This is a genomic window from Cupriavidus sp. FW306-1B-F12B, assembly GCF_058781795.1.
The window spans coordinates 122,936-140,555 of record NZ_JBYSXC010000015.1 but is presented as its reverse complement, the minus strand read 5'-3'; the positions used below and the strand labels follow the sequence as shown (position 1 = coordinate 140,555).

Sequence of the window (17,620 nt, the reverse complement as noted above, 5' to 3'; positions counted from 1 at the left end):
ATGATTTTGCTGCCCGACAGTGCCGGATTGACGGATAATACGCGCCAATCCGCATACCGACCGCCGGCTCGCCTTATCAGCTGCCGGCTTGCCGCCCCCGGCGGCCGTCGGCAGCCTGTCCTTGCCCGACCCGCCGTGTCACGACCGGCGCGGGCTGCAGCGCCCGATTTCCAGCGCCCACGCGCTCTATCACTATTTCAAGCGCCTAATAATCAGCGCCAACCTATGCCCGCTCTACAACTAGTCCCTGCCCAGCGCTCTGACCTGCGCTCCCGTGCCCATGCCCTGAACCCGGTCGTGATGGTCGGCGCCGAAGGCCTGACCCGTGCCGTACTGGCCGAGATCGACCGCAGCCTGGCCGCCCACGACCTGATCAAGATCCGCGTGTTCGGCGACGATCGCGACGCGCGCATCGCCATCTACGAGGAAATCTGCGACCAGCTCAGCGCCGCGCCGATCCAGCATATCGGCAAGCTGCTGGTGGTCTGGCGTCCGGGCGAAGCGCGCCTGAAGGAAAACCAGGCCGAAGACCTGGGCCGCCACACCCCCGCCCGCCGTGGCGGCGCGGCCCCGCGCACGGTGACAGTCAAGAAGCCCAGCGCCGCGCCGAACCGCCGTCCGACCCGCAAGGAAGTCACGGTGCTTGGCAACGAGCGCGTCACCGCCGGCGGCAATGTGAAGCGTTCGCGCGCACGCCCGACCAGCCAGAAGAAGAAGGCGCTGGGCTGAGCACGATCAGCTGAAGCATGACGGGGTCGCTGCCAGGCGACGCCCGATGCCGGCACGCCACGCCCGTGGCCGTGCCGGCGGCCGGCCTCACTCCCCGGCCGAACGCGGCGCCGAAGCGCGCCACACCAGCACCAGCGCCAGCAGGCTTTGCAGCAGGTAGAAGGCGCTCGACACGCCGTGCAGCATGCCGAACTGCGCCTTGTAAGGCGATTCCGAAACGCCGACGCCCAGCGCCAGCGCCTTTTCCTTCAGGCCGGCCATGAACGGCTGGGTGCCGAAGTAGCCCGCCAGCACGCAGCACAACATGCCCAGCACCAGCCAGCGCAGGCCGCGATAGCGGTGGGCACCGCGCCGGATCATCACGTTGCACAGCACCAGCTGCAGCACGCCGATGGTGACCCCGACGATGGCCTCGGTATGGAACAGGTGCCCGGCGATCATGCCCGCCATCTCGCGGCTGGGCAGCACCGAAAACAAAGTCGGCGCCACCATGTAGCCGACGGTCCAGAGGCTGCCCGCCCACACCACCGTCAGCAGCAGGAAGATGCGGTGCGGCAGCGGCGGCAGATTGTTATAGGAATTGGAGAACACGTGCCGGTCTTTCCGGGGGCCGGGCCAGGTGCAAGCCTGCCGGCCGGGCCGGCGTCAGATATAGCGTACGGTAATGACTTCGTACTCGCGCTCGCCGCCAGGGGCCAGCACGGTTGCGACGTCGCCTTCGAACTTGCCGATCAGCGCACGCGCGATGGGCGAGCTGACCGAGATCTTGCCGACGTCGATGTCGGCTTCGTCATCGCCCACGATCTGGTAGCTGACGGGACTGCCGGACTCCAGGTCTTCCAGGTCCACAGTCGCGCCAAAGACGATGCGGCCGTCGGTGTCCAGCTGGGTCGGATCGATGATCTGCGCGGCCGACAGCTTGGCCTCCACTTCCAGGATGCGGCCTTCAATAAAGGCTTGCTTTTCCTTGGCGGCGTCGTATTCGGCGTTTTCAGACAGGTCGCCCTGTGCGCGGGCTTCCGAGATCGCATTGATCACCGACGGACGCTCGACAGCCTTCAGGCGCTGCAGCTCCTCCTTCAGGAGCTCTGCGCCACGCTTGGTAATCGGAATGGTGCTCATGTCTTCGTTCAACAAAAAAATGAGCCGCAGCGGAGCTGGAGCCATCCCTGGCCAATGCTGCCAGGGCACTTCCGCTCAACCGCGGCTTTCAGACAGGACCGAATGCGGGCACGCCGCATCGATCGGCGAATTTGACGTAGTTTAGGCCAGGAAGCCCGCCGGCAGCAACTCCGGCGGGCTTCCTGGACTTGACCGGGCACAACCCGCCCGGCCAGTGGCAATGTGCCGCTTGCCTTACCTGCGGGGCTTCAGGCCAGCGAGGCGTGCAGGCTCTGCAGGTCGTAGACCTCCAGGCTCTGCATGTGCTTCAGGCCCTCCACCGCGGCGCGGGCGCCGGCGATGGTGGTGTAGTAAGGAATGCGGTGAGCCAGCGCCGAGGTCCGGATCGAGCGCGAATCGGCAATCGCGGTGCGGGTTTCGTCCACAGTGGTGAACACCAGCGCCAGTTCGCCGTTCTTGATCATGTCCACGATATGCGGACGGCCGTCCTTGACCTTGTTGACGGTCTTGACCGGGATGCCGGCGGCCTCGATGGCCGAGGCGGTGCCGCGGGTGGCAACGATCGGGTAGCCCATGTCGTGCAGCATGCGAGCCACGCCAACGGCGCGCGGCTTGTCGCTGTCCTTCACGGTGATCAGCACGGTGCCCTTCTCCGGCAGGCGCGAACCCGCGGCCAGCTGGCTCTTGAACAGCGCCTCGCCGAAGGCCTTGCCCACCCCCATCACTTCGCCGGTCGAGCGCATTTCAGGTCCGAGGACCGGATCGACGCCCGGGAACTTGTTGAACGGGAACACCGCTTCCTTGACGCTGTAGTACGGCGGGATGACTTCTTCGCCGATGCCCTGCTCGTCCAGCGACTGGCCCGCCATGCAGCGCGCGGCGATCTTGGCCAGCTGCAAGCCGGTGGCCTTGGACACGTACGGCACAGTACGCGAGGCGCGCGGGTTCACTTCCAGCACATAGACGGTATCGACGCCGTCGTTCTGCTGGATCGCGAACTGCACGTTCATCAGGCCGATCACGTTCAGCGCCTTGGCCATCGCGGCGGTCTGGCGCTTCAGTTCAGCCACGGTCTCGGCCGACAGCGAGTACGGCGGCAGCGAGCAGGCGGAGTCGCCCGAGTGCACGCCAGCCTGCTCGATGTGCTCCATCACGCCGCCGATGAAGACGCGCTTGCCGTCGGAGATGGCATCGACGTCGCACTCGATGGCGTCGTTCAGGAAGCGGTCCAGCAGCACCGGGGAATCGTTCGAGACCTTGACGGCCTCGCGCATGTAGCGCTCGAGGTCGCGCGGCTCATGCACGATTTCCATGGCGCGGCCGCCCAGCACGTACGACGGGCGCACCACCAGCGGGTAGCCGATCTCTTCGGCCAGGCGCAGCGCCTCGTCCTCGGCACGCGCGGTGCGGTTGGGCGGCTGGCGCAGGCCCAGCTCCTGCAGCAGTTTCTGGAAGCGCTCGCGGTCTTCGGCCGCGTCGATCATGTCGGGGCTGGTGCCGATGATGGGCACGCCGTTGGCTTCCAGGTCCAGCGCCAGCTTCAGCGGGGTCTGGCCGCCGTACTGCACGATCACGCCGACCGGCTTCTCGAGCGCGACGATCTCCAGCACGTCCTCCAGCGTCAGCGGCTCGAAGTACAGGCGGTCCGAGGTGTCATAGTCGGTCGACACGGTTTCCGGGTTGCAGTTGACCATGATGGTCTCGTACCCGTCTTCGCGCAGCGCCAGCGCGGCGTGCACGCAGCAGTAGTCGAACTCGATGCCCTGACCGATCCGGTTCGGGCCGCCGCCCAGCACCATGATCTTCTTCTTGTCGGTCGGCTGCGCCTCGCACTCGCCATGCTCGGCCTCGTAGGTCGAGTACATGTAGGCGGTGTTGGTGGCGAACTCGGCCGCGCAGGTGTCCACGCGCTTGTAGACCGGGCGCACGTTCTGGGCGATGCGCGCTTCGCGCACGGCCTTGGCGTCGGTCTTCAGCAGCTTGGCCAGGCGGCGGTCGGAGAAGCCCTTCTGCTTCAGGAAACGCAGCTCGGCGGTCGACAGGCTTTCCAGCTTGCGCGTCTTGACCAGGCCTTCGGTCTTGATGATGTCTTCGATCTGGGCCAGGAACCAGGGGTCGATGTCGGTCTCGGCATAGACCTCTTCCAGCGACATGCCCAGGCGGAAGGCGTCGCCCACGTACCAGATGCGGTCGGGGCCGGCTTCGCCGATTTCCTCGACGACCTCGTCACGGTCCGACGACTTTTCGTCCAGGCCGTCGACGCCCACTTCCAGGCCGCGCAGGGCCTTCTGGAACGATTCCTGGAAGGTGCGGCCCATCGCCATCACCTCGCCCACCGACTTCATCTGGGTGGTCAGGTGGCTGTCGGCCTGCGGGAATTTCTCAAACGCGAAACGCGGCACCTTGGTGACCACGTAGTCGATCGACGGCTCGAACGAAGCCGGGGTCGCGCCGCCGGTGATCTCGTTCTTCAGCTCGTCCAGCGTGTAGCCCACGGCCAGCTTGGCCGCGACCTTGGCGATCGGGAAGCCGGTGGCCTTGGAGGCCAGCGCCGACGAACGCGACACGCGCGGGTTCATCTCGATGACGATCATGCGACCGTCCTTCGGGTTGATCGAGAACTGCACGTTGGAGCCGCCGGTGTCGACGCCGATCTCGCGCAGCACGGCCAGCGACGCGTTGCGCAGGATCTGGTATTCCTTGTCGGTCAGGGTCTGGGCTGGAGCGACGGTGATCGAGTCGCCGGTGTGGATGCCCATCGGGTCCAGGTTCTCGATCGAGCAGATGATGATGCAGTTGTCCTTCTTGTCGCGGACCACTTCCATCTCATACTCTTTCCAGCCCAGCAGCGATTCTTCGATCAGCAGCTCGCGCGTCGGCGACAGGTCCAGGCCGCGCTTGCAGATCTCTTCGAATTCTTCGCGGTTGTAGGCGATGCCGCCGCCGCTGCCGCCCAGCGTGAACGACGGGCGGATCACGATCGGGTAGCCGCCGGTGCCGGTTTCCTGGGCAATGCGCGACTGCACGGCCATGGCTTCGTCCATCGAGTGGGCGATGCCCGACTTGGCCGAACCCAGACCGATCTTGGTCATGGCGTCCTTGAACTTCTGGCGGTCCTCGGCCTTGTCGATGGCTTCCGGCGAGGCGCCGATCAGCTCGACCTTGTATTTCTCCAGCACGCCGTGACGGTGCAGGTCCAGCGCGCAGTTCAGCGCGGTCTGGCCGCCCATGGTCGGCAGGATCGCGTCCGGGCGTTCCTTCTCGATGATGCGCTCGACCACTTCCCAGGTGATCGGCTCGATGTAGGTCACATCGGCCGTGTTGGGGTCGGTCATGATGGTCGCCGGGTTCGAATTGACCAGGATGACCTTGAAGCCTTCCTCGCGCAGCGCCTTGCAGGCCTGGGCGCCGGAGTAGTCGAACTCGCACGCCTGGCCGATGATGATGGGGCCCGCGCCGATGATCAGGATGCTCTTGATGTCTGTGCGTTTTGGCATTGCACGCTCTCTTTATGGGCCGGCCCGCCTTGCCTGCGGACCGCGCCGGTAATCAGGGAATCCGTCAGGATTCAAAAATATCGTCTTGCTCAGTTCATCGTGGCCGTCGCCAGCTTGGCGCCGAAGCCGATGAACATCGCGCCCACCCCGCTCGACATGCCCGCCGACAGGCGCCGGCGGCGCCGGAATGCGTCGGCCAGCTTCGCGCCCACGAAGATGATCGTGGTCAGGTAGGCAAAGCTGCAGAACTGGGCGACCAGGCCCAGCACGGAGAACGACAGCACCGGGTAAGCGAAGGCCGGGTCGACAAACTGGATGAAGAACGAGATGAAGAACAGGATCGCCTTCGGGTTCAGCAGGCTGATCAGCAACGCCTTGCGGAACGGGTCGGACTGGTCGGCCTTGCTAACCGGCGCGGTGGCGGCGGCATCGCCGCGCGCGGCCCAGTTGCGCAGCGCGCCGCGCAGCATGCTGAAACCAATCCACGCCAGGTAGGCCGCGCCAACGTACTTCACCACGTAGAACAGCGCCGGGCTGGCCTTGAGCAGCGAGGCCACGCCCGCCGCCGACAGCACCATCAGCACGAAGTCGCCCAGGAACACCCCGCACGCGCCCTTGTAGCCGGCGCGCACGCCGCGCTGCGCCGCCACCGACAGCACATACATCGAGTTCGGCCCCGGCAGCAGCACGATAAAGATCGTGCCCAGCACATAGGTCCAGAAATCGGTGATGCCGAAAGCGGTATGCATGAAGGCGTTCATGGGATGTCCCTGAGGTCTGCGCTGTTCTTCTTGCCCGCTTACTTGCGCGCGTCCGTCATCAGCTTGATGAAGCGGTCGAACAGGTAAGCCACGTCGTTCGGACCGGGCGACGCCTCCGGGTGGCCCTGGAAGCAGAAAGCCGGCTTGTCGGTCAGCGCGAAACCCTGCAGCGAACCGTCGAACAGCGACTTGTGCGTCACGCGCACGTTCGACGGCAGCGTGTCCGCATCGACCGCGAAGCCGTGGTTCTGCGACGTGATCACCACGCGGCCATCGTCCAGGTCCTTGACCGGGTGGTTGGCGCCGTGGTGGCCGAACTTCATCTTCAGGGTCTTGGCGCCAACTGCCAGCGCCATGATCTGGTGGCCCAGGCAGATGCCGAAGGTCGGGATGCCGCGCTCGATGAACTCGCGCGTGGCGGCGATGGCGTAGTCGCACGGCTCGGGGTCGCCGGGGCCGTTGGACAGGAACACACCGTCCGGATTCAGCGCCAGCGCGTCGGCGGCGCTCGCCTGCGCGGGCAGCACCGTGACCTTGCAGCCGCGCTCGGCCAGCATGCGCAGGATGTTGTACTTGACGCCGTAGTCATAGGCGACCACGTGGAATTGCGGCTTGTCCTGCTTGCCGTAGCCTTCGCCCAGCTTCCATTCGGACTGGGTCCACTCGTACGGTTCCTTGACCGAGACCACCTTGGCCAGGTCCATGCCGGCCAGGCCGGGGAACGAGCGGGCCAGGTCGATGGCCTTCTGGACATTGTCTTCGCCGGCCAGGATGCAGCCGTTCTGGGCACCCTTTTCGCGCAGGATACGCGTCAGCTTGCGCGTATCGATGCCGGCGATGGCCACCACCTTTTCCTGCTTCAGGTAGTGGGCAAGGGTGTGCTCCTTGCGGAAGTTCGAGGCCAGGATCGGCAGATCCTTGATGATCAGGCCGGCGGCATGGACTTTCGTGGCTTCGACATCCTCAGGATTGACCCCGTAGTTACCGATATGCGGATACGTCAGCGTGACGATCTGCCGGGAGTAACTCGGGTCGGTGAGGATTTCCTGGTAACCGGTGATGGCGGTGTTGAACACCACTTCACCGATGGTATGGCCGGAAGCGCCAATGGAATAGCCACGAAAGACCGTGCCGTCTGCAAGCGCGAGAATGGCGGACGGAAAAGACGGTAACACGGGTAGGCTCCTGCTGGACTCACCCCGTGACCGACCAATCGACGCCTCGTGCCTCCCAGGCTGGATCCGTGACGGCGGCAGCGGCATTGCGCCGATGCGGTCGGATCCGGTTGCGACATGCTCCTTGCGTCACATTGAATGCGGACAGCAAAGGCGGCGCGGCTGGGGGCGGCGGAAGGTGGAAAGCGGTAGGCGCTAGGGTGAAGGGTTCTGAAAGCGAAACTTTCGAATTATATCCCGCGCAACCCAATTTCTCAAGTTTTCAAGGACTTGCACGCGGCAGGCGCCGGCTGCGCCACGCCGCCGGCCACCATCCAGCCCTGTGCCTGCTACGTTACGCCCGCGGCGGCACGACCGCCGTGACCTCGATTTCCACCTTGGCGCGCGGCTCCACCAGGTCCGCGACCTCGACCGCCGTCATCGCCGGAAAGTGGCGGCCGATGATGGCCCGGTAATGCTGGCCGATCGCCCCATAGGCGCCGACATATTCCGCCTTGTCCTTCACATACCAGGTCATGCGCACGATATGCTCGGGCAGCGCGTCGCCGGCCGCCAGCACGGCAACCACGTTGCGCAGCGCCTGCGCCACCTGCAGGCCGAAGTCGTCGGTCTCGAATTCACATTTGCCGGTCCAGCCGATCTGGCCGCTGACAAAGAGGAGGCGGCTGCCGACCTGCATTTCGGTCATGGTGCCGTTGGCGTAGCCACGCGGGGGCGCCCAGTCGGGCGGCTGCAGGATGTTCATGGTGCGTTTTCCTGTTGGTATCTGTATGAGTAGATGGAATTCGGGGATTCAGGCCGTCGCGACCAGGTAGGACGACATGGCCTGGCGCACGGCATCGGGCAACGGCTGCGGAGCAATCGAGCCGGTATCGACGCAGACCAGCCGCTGCGTCACTTCCATGCGGGTATCGTCATGCGGGCCGGCGAAGCGGATCGCGAGGGTAAAGCTGGACTGGCCCAGCTTCAGCACGCGCAGCTCGCGCGTCAGCACCTCGCCCAGCCGGCTCGGAGCCAGGAAGCGGCACTCCAGCTCGGCGGTCGGCACGCCGGCGCGGCCCTCGCCATGCATGGCATCGAAGGGCCAGCCCAGCGCCTCGCTGAACCAGTCTTCGATCAGGTCGTTGAGCATCTCGAAATAGCGCGGGTAGAACACGATGCCCGCGGCGTCGCAGTGCTTGAAGCGCACCAGGACGGTGCTGCGGAACACGGGGCTCATGGCTTCCCCGCCTGGTTGACGCCGCCATTGCCGCCGCCATTGCCCTGCTCCGCCATCTGCCGCAGCCGGAAGCGCTGCAGCTTGCCGGTCTCGGTGCGCGGCAGCGCCGGCACGAACACAATGCGGCGCGGATACTTGTAGGGCGCGATCTGGCGCTTCACGTAGTCCTGCAGCGCGGTGCGGGTAGCGTCGTCCGCCGCCACGCCCTCGCGCAGCACCACATAGGCCATCACCACCTGGCCGCGCCCGTCGTCGGGCGCGCCGACCACACCGCATTCGGCCACTGCCTCGTGCTGCATCAGTGCGCTTTCCACCTCCGGCCCGGCGATGTTGTAGCCGGCTGAGATGATCATGTCGTCCGAACGCGCCTGGTAGAAGTAGTAGCCGTCCTCGTCGACGAAAAAGGTATCGCCCGGCAGGTTCCAGCCCGCCTTCACATAGTTGGACTGGCGTGGATCGTCCAGGTAGCGGCAGCCGGTCGGCCCCTGCACCGCGAGCTTGCCGACCTGCCCCGGCGGCAGGGGCTGCATGTTCTCGTCGACGATCTGCGCGACATAGCCCGGCACCACGCGCCCGATCGCGCCCGGCCTGACCTCGGCGCCGGCGCTGGAGATAAAGATATGCATCATCTCCGTGCCGCCGATGCCGTCGGTCATCTCGATGCCGGTGGCCGCCTTCCAGCTCTGGCGCGTGGCGTCCGGCAGGGCTTCGCCGGCCGACACGCTCTTCTTCAGGCTGGACAGGTCGTAGCGCCGCGCCAGCGCTGCCATCTGCCGGTAGAAGGTCGGGGCGGTAAAGACAATGGTGGCGCGGAAATCCTGGATCAGCCCGAGCAGCGTCTCTGGCGTCAGCTTCTCGGCCAGCACGGCGCTGGCGCCGATGCGCAGCGGGAAACACAGCATGCCGCCCAGCCCGAAGGTGAACGCGATCGGCGGCGTGCCGCAGAACACGTCGTCGGGCCGCGGGCGCAGCACGTGGCGCGGGAACAGGTCGCACATGGCCAGCACGTCGCGATGGAAGTGCATGGTGCCCTTGGGCTGGCCGGTGGTGCCGCTGGTAAAGGCGATCAGGCAGACGTCGTCGCTGGCGGTGTCGCAGGCCTCGAAGGCATCCGGCTTGCCCGCCATCGCCGCCTCCAGCGAACCCTCGCCTTCACCGTTGAAGTACAGCGTGCGCGCCAGGCTCGGGCAATGGAATTCGCCGCCGGCCTGCAGGTTGGCATCGAGTTCCTCGCGCAGCCGCGCATCGCACAGCGCGGCGCCGACCTGGGCCTTGTCGATGATCTGCTTCAGTTCCTTGGCGCGCAGCAGCGGCATGGTCGGCACCGCGACCAGGCCCGCCTTGAGCGTGGCCAGCCAGCTGGCGGCCATCATCAGGTTGTTGGGCCCGCGCAGCAGCACGCGATTGCCGGGCACCAGCTGCATGTCCTCGACCAGCACATGGGCGATGCGGTTCACCAGCGCCGCCAGCTGCGCGTACGTGACCGTCTCGACCTGTCCGTCGCGGCGATGGCGGATGGCGATGCGCTCGCCGCGGCCTTCGCGCACATGGCGGTCTACCAGCTCCACCGCGGCATTCATCCGCTCCGGGTAGTCGGTATCGGCATTGAAGCGGAACACCGGCCACATATCGGGCGGCGGCAGGCGGTCGCGCGCGAAGGTATCGAGGTGGGCTGTGGTCGCCATGGCTTGTCTCCTGTCTGCTCTGTATCGGTACGGCAGTTCGTGGGTGGCACGCGGGCGCGTCAGGCTTTGCGCCCGGCCAGCGTCTCGCGCGCAATGATCAGCTTCTGCACTTCGGTGGCGCCTTCATAGATGCGCAGCGAGCGGATCTCGCGGTACAGGCTTTCCACCCGCGTGCCTACCTTGACGCCCAGGCCGCCGAACATCTGCACCGCACGGTCGATCACCTGCTGCGCATTCTCGGTCGCCACCATCTTGGCCATGGCCGCCTCGCGCGTGGTGCGCTGGCCCTTGACATCGCGCAGCCAGGCCGCGCGGTAGGTCAGCAGCGCCGCGGCGTCGATCGCGGTGGCCATGTCGCCGATGGCGGCCTGCGTCAGCTGCAGGTCGGCCAGCACGCCACCGAACATCGGGCGCGCGCAGGCGCGCGCCAGTGCATCGTCCAGCGCGGCGCGGCCAAAGCCCAGCGCCGCCGCCGCGACCGAAGCACGGAAGATGTCGAGCGTCATCATCGCCACCTTGAAGCCCTGCCCCGCCTCGCCCAGCCGGTTGCCCACGGGCACGCGGCAGTCGTCGAAACGCAGCGTGGCGAGCGGGTGCGGCGCCATCACGTCGATGCGCTCGGCGATGGTCAGGCCCGGCGTATCGGCGTCCACCACAAAGGCGGAGATGCCGCGCGCGCCCGGCGCCTCGCCGGTGCGCACGAACACGCAGTAGAAGTCGGCAATGCCACCGTTGGAAATCCAGGTCTTGGCGCCATCGATCACATAGTGGCTGCCGTCGTCCGACAGCCGTGCGCTGCACTGCATGGCGGCCACATCGGAACCGGCCTCCGGCTCGGACAGCGCAAACGCGGCAATCGCCTCGCCGCGGGCCACGCGCGGCAGGTAATGCGCGCGCAGCGCATCGCTGCCGGCCAGCGAGATCGCGCCCGAGCCCAGCCCCTGCATGGCAAAGGCAAAATCGGCCAGGCCGTCATGGCGCGCCAGGGTCTCGCGCAGCAGGCACAGCGAGCGCGAATCCAGCGCCGGCAGCGCGCCGCCGTGCGCGGCCGGCACGCAGTAGCGCAGCCAGCCGGCATCGCCCAGCTGGCGCACCAGCGCGCGGCAGGCGGCGTCGGTATCGCTGTGGTCGACATGGAGGTGTTGCGCGCACCAGGCGTCCAGTTCGCGCTCCAGTGCGCGGTGCGCGTCGTCGAACAGCGGCAGGTCGAGATAGGTCTTGTCGGACATGGCGCTTCAGTCCCCTTCGAACACCGGCTTGGTCTTGGCGACGAAGGCCTCGTAGGCGCGGCGGAAGTCGCGCGTCTGCATGCAGATTGCCTGGGCTTCGGCCTCGGCCTCGATGGCCTCGTCCAGCCCCATGTTCCATTCCTGGTGCAGCAGCTTCTTGGTCACGCCGTGGGCAAAGGTCGGGCCGGCGGCCAGTTGCGCGGCCAGTGCCTGCGCCTGGGCCAGCACCGCTTCGGACGGATGCAGCGCATTGAAGAAGCCCCACTGCAGGCCCTCTTCCGCGCTCATCGAGCGGCCGGTGTAGAGCAGCTCGCTGGCACGCCCCTGCCCGATCACGCGCGGCAGCAGCGTGCACGCGCCCATGTCGGCGCCGGCCAGGCCGACGCGCGTGAACAGGAACGCGGTCTTGGCCTGCGCCGTGCCCAGGCGCATGTCGGAGGCCAGCGCCATCATCGCGCCGGCGCCGGCGCAGATGCCGTCGACCGCGCTCACCACCGGCTGCCGGCAGGCGCGCATGGCCTTGACCAGATCGCCGGTCATGCGCGTGAAGTCGAGCAGCTCAGGCATGGTCATGCGCGTGAGAGGCCCGATGATCTCGTGCACGTCGCCGCCCGAGCAGTAGTTGCCGCCCGCGCCCGTCACCACCACCGCCTTGATGTCGCTGGCATAGCACAGGCCGCGGAACAGATCGCGCAGCTCGGCGTAGGAATCGAAGGTCAGCGGGTTCTTGCGCTCCGGCCGGTTCAGCGTCACGGTGCCGACCTTGCCGTCGCCGGACACCGACCACAGGAAGTGCTCCGGCTGGTAGCCGGCAAAGCTGCGCTTGTGGTGGCGCATGTCGAGTGCGATCTCTGTCATGGGTTCTCTCTCAGGTCCTTCTGTCGTTGTCAGCCGGCCATCACCTCGCCGCCGGCCACCGGGATTGCCTGGCCGGTGATCGCCGCGGCGGACGGCTGGCACAGCCAGGCCACGGCGTCGGCCACTTCCTCGGGCTGCACCAGGCGGCGCTGCGGATTGCGCGCGGCCAGTTCAGCGCGGGCCTCGGCTTCAGTGCGGCCGGTCTTGCCGACGATATTGGCCACCGCGTCGCGCACGATGTCGGTTTCGGTATAGCCCGGGCAGACCGCGTTGACGGTCACGCCCTTGGCCGCGGTTTCCAGCGCCAGCGCGCGCGTCAGGCCGATCACCCCATGCTTGGCCGCGCAATAGGCACTGACATAGCCATAGCCGATCAGGCCGGCCGTGCTCGCCACATTGACGATACGGCCCCAGCCCGCGTCGAGCATCGCCGGCAGCGCCGCCTGCGTGCACAGGAAGGTGCCGGTCAGGTTCACGTCCAGCATGCGCTGCCACAGCGCGGCGTCGGTCTTCAGGAACGGAGCGCTGTGCGCCTGGCCGGCATTGTTGACCAGCATCGACACCGGACCGGACTGTTCCGCGGCGGCGGCGAAGGCGCGTGCCACGCTGTCGGCATCGGCAATATCGGCCGTGACAAAGGAGACTACGGCGCCTGCGGAAGCAAGCTCACGCAGCGCTTGCACGGTCGCCTGCAACGCGCCGGCATCGCGGCCCAGCAGTGTCACGCTGGCGCCGTCGGCCAGCAGCCGGCGCGCGATGGCCGCGCCGATGCCGCGCCCGCCGCCGGTGACCAGCGCGTGGCGCCCTGACAGTGAACCCGTGCTGCCCGTCATCCCTGCTTCTCCTGCGCCGCGGCGCGTTCCAGGTTGGTTTCAAGTTGCCGCTTGCCGGCCTGGTACTGCTTGGGCCAGGCGATATCGCGATAGCCGATGCGCGCCGCTTCCTGCAGCGTCCAGGCCGGGTTGGCCAGATGCGGCCGCGCGATCGCGCACAGGTCGGCACGGCCCGCGGCGATGATCGAGTCGACGTGGTCGGCCTCGAAGATCGCGCCCACGGCAATGGTGGCGATGCCGGCTTCGTTGCGGATGCGGTCGGCAAACGGGGTCTGGTACATGCGGCCGTAGACCGGGGCCTGGTCCGGGCTGACCTGGCCCGACGAGCAGTCGATCATATCGGCGCCGGCGGCCTTGAAGGCGCGTGCGATCTCGATCGCGTCGTCGGGGGTGATGCCGCCTTCGACCCAGTCGTGCGCCGAGATGCGCACCGACATCGGCTTGTGTTCTGGCCACACCTCACGCACCGCGGCAAACACCTCCAGCGGGTAGCGCAGCCGCGCGGCCAGCGAACCGCCGTATTCATCTTCCCGCGTATTGGTCAGCGGCGAGATAAAGCTCGACAGCAGGTAGCCGTGCGCGCAGTGTAGCTCCAGCCAGTCGAAGCCGGCCTCGGCGGCGCGGCGCGCGCTGGCGACGAAGTCATCGCGCACACGGTCCATGTCTGCGCGCGTCATCTCGCGCGGGGTCTGCGACTCGCCCGGCAGGTAGGGCAGCGGCGAGGCCGAGATCACCGGCCAGTTGCCGTCCGGCAGCGGATGGTCCATTGCCTCCCAGCCGAGCTGGGTCGAACCCTTGCGGCCCGAGTGGCCGATCTGCATGGCGATGCGCGCATCGCTGTTGGCATGCACGAAGTCGACGATGCGGCGCCAGGCATCGCGCTGTGCGTCGTTCCACAAACCCGGGCATCCCGGCGTGATGCGCGCATCGGGCGACACGCAGGTCATCTCCGCCACCACCATGCCGGCGCCGCCCAGCGCGCGCGAACCCAGGTGGACCAGGTGGAAGTCGCCGGGCACGCCGTCGGTGCATGAGTACATCGCCATCGGCGACACCACCACGCGGTTCTTCAGCGTGACGCCGCGCATGCGGAACGGCGTGAACATCGGCGGCAGCGGCTGATGCTCGCGCAGTTGCAGGCTTTCCGGTTGCACGCCGGCCTGCCGCGCCAGCCAGTGCTCGAACTGCGCCACGTAGTCCGCATCGCGCACGCGCAGGTTCTCATGCGAGATGCGCTGCGAGCGGGTCAGCAGGGAATAGGCGAACTGCTCCGGCGGCAGGCTGCCCGCGTAGCGCTCGACGTTCTCGAACCATTCGGTCGAGTTGCGCGCCGCGTTCTGGATCTTCAGCACTTCGACGCCGCGCGTGGCTTCGTAGCGCGACAGTGCATCGGGCAGGCCGTCATGACCCCTGCCACGGATTTCCTCGGCCAGGTCAATCGCATCTTCCAGCGCCAGCTTGGTGCCCGAACCGATCGAGAAGTGCGCGGTGTGCGCGGCATCGCCCATCAGCACCACCGGCACGCGGCGGCCGTCGGGCAAGGTGTTCCAATGCACCCATTGGCGGCAGATCACGCGCGGGAAGCGGATCCAGATCGCCGAGCCGCGCAGGTGCGCCGCATTGGTGATCAGCTTGTTGCCGTCGAGGTAGCGCGCGAACAGGCGCTCGCAGTAGGCCACGCCCTCTTCCTGGCTCATCTGCTCGATGCCCGCGGCGCGCCAGACCGACTCCGGGGCCTCGACGATAAAGGTCGAGGTGGTGTCGTCAAAGCGGTAGGCGTGCGCCTGGAACCAGCCGTGCTCGGTCTTCTCGAAGGCAAAGGTGAAGGCGTCGAACAGCTTGTGCGTGCCCATCCAGACAAAGCGGCACTGGCGCGTGTCGATGTCAGGCTGGAAGGTGTCGGCGTAGCGGGTGCGGATGCGGCTGTTCAGGCCGTCCGAGGCGATCACCAGGTCGGCCTGGTATTGCATCGCCAGCGCCTGGTCGTCGGACACATCGATCTCGAACACCAGCTTCACGCCCAGCGCCTCGCAGCGTGCCTGCAGGATATTGAGCAGGCGCTTGCGGCCGATGCCGATAAAGCCATGGCCGCCGGAGCGGATGGTGCGCCCGCCGATATGGATGTCGATATCGTCCCAGTGGTTGAAGGCCGCGTTGATCTCGGCCGCGCTGACCGGGTCGGCTTGCTTCAGGTTGTCCATGGTGGCGTCAGAGAACACCACGCCCCAGCCGAAGGTGTCGTAGGGCCGGTTGCGCTCGACCACGATGACCTCGTTGGCCGGATCCTGCAGCTTCATCAGCAGCCCGAAGTACAGGCCTGCCGGGCCACCACCAATACAAAGCACTCGCATCTGTCGCCTCCTGCCGGCTGCGCCGGGCACCTTTGCCCAGGATCACACCGCCATCTAGATGATGTCTAAATATTTTATGCTTCAAATATTAGACTGCATCACGGCCGATGGCAAGGGCGGGATGCGGAGTGCCCCGCACGCCACCCGCATCCCACGCCCTCAGCCCGCCATCTAGCCTTTCAGCGCTGCCTGCAACTGTTCCAGCGCACCCGGGTCCTCGATCGTGGTCAGGTCGCCCGGATCGCGTCCTTCGGCCACCGCCTGCATGGCGCGCCGCAGCAACTTGCCGGAGCGCGTCTTGGGCAGCGCATTGACAAAGAATACGCGCGCCGGCCGCGCCACGGCACCCAGTTGCTGCTCCACCGTCTTCATCAGCTCGCCCTCCAATGCCAGCCGCGCTTCGGCCGTGGCCGTGCGCGCCGGATCGCGGGCGATGCAGAAGGCCATGGCCACCTGCCCCTTGAGCGCGTCCTGCACGCCCACCACCGCCACCTCGGCCACGGCGGCGTTGGACGACAGGCTTTCCTCGATCTCGCGGGTGCCCAGCCGGTGGCCGGCCACGTTGATCACGTCGTCGGTGCGGCCCAGGATAAAGACGTAGCCGTCGGCGTCGCGCACGCCCCAGTCGAAGGTCGAATAGCACAGCCGGTTCGGCACCGCCTGCCAGTAGGTGCGCACGAAGCGGTCGTCGTCGCCCCAGACCGTGCTCATGCATCCCGGCGGCAGCGGGCCGTCGATGGCGACCACGCCCTTCTGCCCCGGCGGGCATTCAGCGCCGGTGTTCTCGTCGACGATCTTCAGGTCATAGCCATAGGCGGGCACGCCGGGCGAGCCCAGCTTGGGCGGCAGCGCCTCGATGCCGCGCTGGATCGCGAGGATCGGCCAGCCGGATTCGGTCTGCCAGTAGTTGTCGACCACGGGCTTGCCCAGGCCGTCCTGGATCCAGCGCGCGGTGGGCTCGTCCAGCGGCTCGCCGGCCAGGAACAGCAGGCGCAGGCTGGACAGGTCATAACGCGTCAGCCAGGCCGGGTCCTGCTTCTTCAGCACGCGGATCGCGGTCGGCGCGCTGAACATCAGGTTGACCTGGTATTGCTCCACCAGCCGCCACAGGATGCCACCGTCGGGGCGGATCGGCGTGCCTTCATACATCAGCGTGGCCATGCCGGCCAGCAGCGGGCCGTAGACGATATAGCTGTGCCCCACCACCCAGCCGATGTCCGACGCGGTGAACATGGTGTCGCCGGGCTTGCCGCAGAAGATGTATTCCATCGAGGTGGCCAGCGCCACCGCGTAGCCGCCGGTATCGCGCTGCACGCCCTTGGGCTTGCCGGTGGTGCCGGAGGTGTAGAGCACGTACGACGGCTCGCTCGATTCCAGCCACACGCACGGCACCTGCACGCCGGCCACGCGTTCGCGCCAGGCGGCGTAGTCCTCATCGCGGCCCTCGGTACGGGGCATTTGCGCCAGTTGCCGGTCCACCAGCAGCACCTTCCCGGGCTGGTGCGACGAGAGCCGGATGGCCTCGTCCAGCAGCGGCTTGTAGGGCACCACCTTGCCGGCGCGCGAGCCGGCGTCGGCGCTGACCACCACGCGCGGCCGGGCATCCTCGATGCGCGCGGCCAGGCTGACCGAGGCAAAGCCGCCGAACACCACCGAATGGATCGCGCCGATGCGCGCGCAGGCCAGCATGGCAAAGGCGGCTTCCGGGATCATCGGCATGTAGATCAGCACGCGGTCGCCCTTCTGCACGCCCAGGCCCTGCAGGATCGCGGCCATGCGGCTGACTTCGTCGTGCAGCTCGGCGTAGGTAAAGGTGCGGGCCTGGTCGGTCTCGCTCGAGACCCAGTGCAGCGCCGGCTGGCTGGCGCGGGCCGCCAGGTGGCGGTCGACCGCGTTGTGGCACAGGTTGGTGCGCCCGCCGGCGAACCAGCGCGTAAAGGGCGCGCGGCTGTTGTCGAGCACCTGGCCGAACGGGGTTTCCCAGTCGATGCGCGCCGCCTGTTCGGCCCAGAACCCCTCGGGGTCGGCCAGCGAACGGGCATGCACGGCATGGCTTGCCGTCATGTCTGTCTCCTCCGCGTCTGCGGTCATTGTGATGATGACCGTAGTTTGCCACCGGCGCGGGTGCGCGTGGACACAGATTCGGAGAGGGGCGCGCGGG

At 67.2% G+C, this 17,620-nt stretch carries 14 protein-coding genes; 1 reads left to right on the top strand and 13 read right to left on the bottom strand.

Annotated elements, in window-relative coordinates:
* Nucleotides 1-225 precede the first annotated feature (225 nt).
* Complete coding sequence (locus AC3WLE_RS23505; protein ID WP_010814317.1) at nt 226-729, top strand: YhbY family RNA-binding protein; 504 nt, start codon at nt 226-228, stop codon at nt 727-729.
* Nucleotides 730-816: 87 nt separating this feature from the next.
* Here the strand turns inward: AC3WLE_RS23505 and AC3WLE_RS23500 are convergent, their stop codons facing one another.
* From AC3WLE_RS23500 to AC3WLE_RS23440, 13 genes are all read right to left on the bottom strand, one after another.
* On the bottom strand, nt 817-1,320 hold the full coding sequence (locus AC3WLE_RS23500; RefSeq protein ID WP_010814318.1) for a DUF4149 domain-containing protein: 504 nt from the start codon (nt 1,318-1,320) through the stop codon (nt 817-819).
* A gap of 54 nt (nt 1,321-1,374) precedes the next feature.
* Complete coding sequence (gene greA, locus AC3WLE_RS23495) at nt 1,375-1,851, bottom strand: transcription elongation factor GreA (protein WP_492320594.1); 477 nt, start codon at nt 1,849-1,851, stop codon at nt 1,375-1,377.
* Nucleotides 1,852-2,099: 248 nt separating this feature from the next.
* A complete protein-coding gene (gene carB / locus AC3WLE_RS23490; protein ID WP_492356226.1) occupies nt 2,100-5,348 on the bottom strand; it encodes a carbamoyl-phosphate synthase large subunit in 3,249 nt (1,082 codons plus the stop codon).
* Between the two features lie 89 nt (nt 5,349-5,437).
* Nucleotides 5,438-6,109 carry a leucine efflux protein LeuE gene (gene leuE, locus AC3WLE_RS23485; protein ID WP_439670747.1) on the bottom strand — a complete coding sequence of 224 codons (672 nt, stop codon included), beginning with the start codon at nt 6,107-6,109 and terminating at the stop codon, nt 5,438-5,440.
* A gap of 38 nt (nt 6,110-6,147) precedes the next feature.
* Nucleotides 6,148-7,284 carry a glutamine-hydrolyzing carbamoyl-phosphate synthase small subunit gene (carA, locus tag AC3WLE_RS23480; RefSeq protein WP_492320592.1) on the bottom strand — a complete coding sequence of 379 codons (1,137 nt, stop codon included), beginning with the start codon at nt 7,282-7,284 and terminating at the stop codon, nt 6,148-6,150.
* Nucleotides 7,285-7,618: 334 nt separating this feature from the next.
* Nucleotides 7,619-8,029 (bottom strand): RidA family protein, encoded by a 411-nt coding sequence (locus tag AC3WLE_RS23475; RefSeq protein WP_010814323.1) that lies wholly within the window; start codon nt 8,027-8,029, stop codon nt 7,619-7,621.
* Nucleotides 8,030-8,077: 48 nt separating this feature from the next.
* On the bottom strand, nt 8,078-8,503 hold the full coding sequence (locus tag AC3WLE_RS23470) for an acyl-CoA thioesterase (protein WP_492320591.1): 426 nt from the start codon (nt 8,501-8,503) through the stop codon (nt 8,078-8,080).
* Complete coding sequence (locus AC3WLE_RS23465; RefSeq protein WP_492356225.1) at nt 8,500-10,188, bottom strand: AMP-binding protein; 1,689 nt, start codon at nt 10,186-10,188, stop codon at nt 8,500-8,502. Before AC3WLE_RS23465 ends, AC3WLE_RS23470 begins: the two co-directional genes overlap by 4 nt.
* A gap of 59 nt (nt 10,189-10,247) precedes the next feature.
* Nucleotides 10,248-11,417 carry an acyl-CoA dehydrogenase family protein gene (locus tag AC3WLE_RS23460; RefSeq protein WP_492356224.1) on the bottom strand — a complete coding sequence of 390 codons (1,170 nt, stop codon included), beginning with the start codon at nt 11,415-11,417 and terminating at the stop codon, nt 10,248-10,250.
* A gap of 6 nt (nt 11,418-11,423) precedes the next feature.
* Nucleotides 11,424-12,275 (bottom strand): enoyl-CoA hydratase family protein, encoded by an 852-nt coding sequence (locus tag AC3WLE_RS23455; RefSeq protein ID WP_492356223.1) that lies wholly within the window; start codon nt 12,273-12,275, stop codon nt 11,424-11,426.
* A gap of 29 nt (nt 12,276-12,304) precedes the next feature.
* Nucleotides 12,305-13,108 carry an SDR family NAD(P)-dependent oxidoreductase gene (locus AC3WLE_RS23450; protein ID WP_492356222.1) on the bottom strand — a complete coding sequence of 268 codons (804 nt, stop codon included), beginning with the start codon at nt 13,106-13,108 and terminating at the stop codon, nt 12,305-12,307.
* Nucleotides 13,105-15,459, bottom strand: a complete 2,355-nt coding sequence (locus AC3WLE_RS23445) for a bifunctional salicylyl-CoA 5-hydroxylase/oxidoreductase (protein ID WP_492320587.1) — start codon at nt 15,457-15,459, stop codon at nt 13,105-13,107. Before AC3WLE_RS23445 ends, AC3WLE_RS23450 begins: the two co-directional genes overlap by 4 nt.
* Nucleotides 15,460-15,630: 171 nt before the next feature.
* Nucleotides 15,631-17,523: a propionate--CoA ligase gene (locus AC3WLE_RS23440; RefSeq protein ID WP_492351921.1), complete on the bottom strand. Its 1,893-nt coding sequence runs from the start codon at nt 17,521-17,523 to the stop codon at nt 15,631-15,633.
* Between the last annotated feature and the right edge of the window lie 97 nt (nt 17,524-17,620).

What these genes read in the sequence shown, in the direction of transcription:
- carB (WP_492356226.1), bottom strand. Translation starts at nt 5,348, where the DNA reads ATGCCAAAACGCACAGACATCAAGAGCATCCTGATCATCGGCGCGGGC.
- AC3WLE_RS23465 (WP_492356225.1), bottom strand. Translation starts at nt 10,188, where the DNA reads ATGGCGACCACAGCCCACCTCGATACCTTCGCGCGCGACCGCCTGCCG.
- AC3WLE_RS23470 (WP_492320591.1), bottom strand. Translation starts at nt 8,503, where the DNA reads ATGAGCCCCGTGTTCCGCAGCACCGTCCTGGTGCGCTTCAAGCACTGC.
- leuE (WP_439670747.1), bottom strand. Translation starts at nt 6,109, where the DNA reads ATGAACGCCTTCATGCATACCGCTTTCGGCATCACCGATTTCTGGACC.
- AC3WLE_RS23445 (WP_492320587.1), bottom strand. Translation starts at nt 15,459, where the DNA reads ATGCGAGTGCTTTGTATTGGTGGTGGCCCGGCAGGCCTGTACTTCGGG.
- AC3WLE_RS23505 (WP_010814317.1), top strand. Translation starts at nt 226, where the DNA reads ATGCCCGCTCTACAACTAGTCCCTGCCCAGCGCTCTGACCTGCGCTCC.
- AC3WLE_RS23450 (WP_492356222.1), bottom strand. Translation starts at nt 13,108, where the DNA reads ATGACGGGCAGCACGGGTTCACTGTCAGGGCGCCACGCGCTGGTCACC.
- AC3WLE_RS23475 (WP_010814323.1), bottom strand. Translation starts at nt 8,029, where the DNA reads ATGAACATCCTGCAGCCGCCCGACTGGGCGCCCCCGCGTGGCTACGCC.
- AC3WLE_RS23455 (WP_492356223.1), bottom strand. Translation starts at nt 12,275, where the DNA reads ATGACAGAGATCGCACTCGACATGCGCCACCACAAGCGCAGCTTTGCC.
- AC3WLE_RS23440 (WP_492351921.1), bottom strand. Translation starts at nt 17,523, where the DNA reads ATGACGGCAAGCCATGCCGTGCATGCCCGTTCGCTGGCCGACCCCGAG.
- greA (WP_492320594.1), bottom strand. Translation starts at nt 1,851, where the DNA reads ATGAGCACCATTCCGATTACCAAGCGTGGCGCAGAGCTCCTGAAGGAG.
- AC3WLE_RS23460 (WP_492356224.1), bottom strand. Translation starts at nt 11,417, where the DNA reads ATGTCCGACAAGACCTATCTCGACCTGCCGCTGTTCGACGACGCGCAC.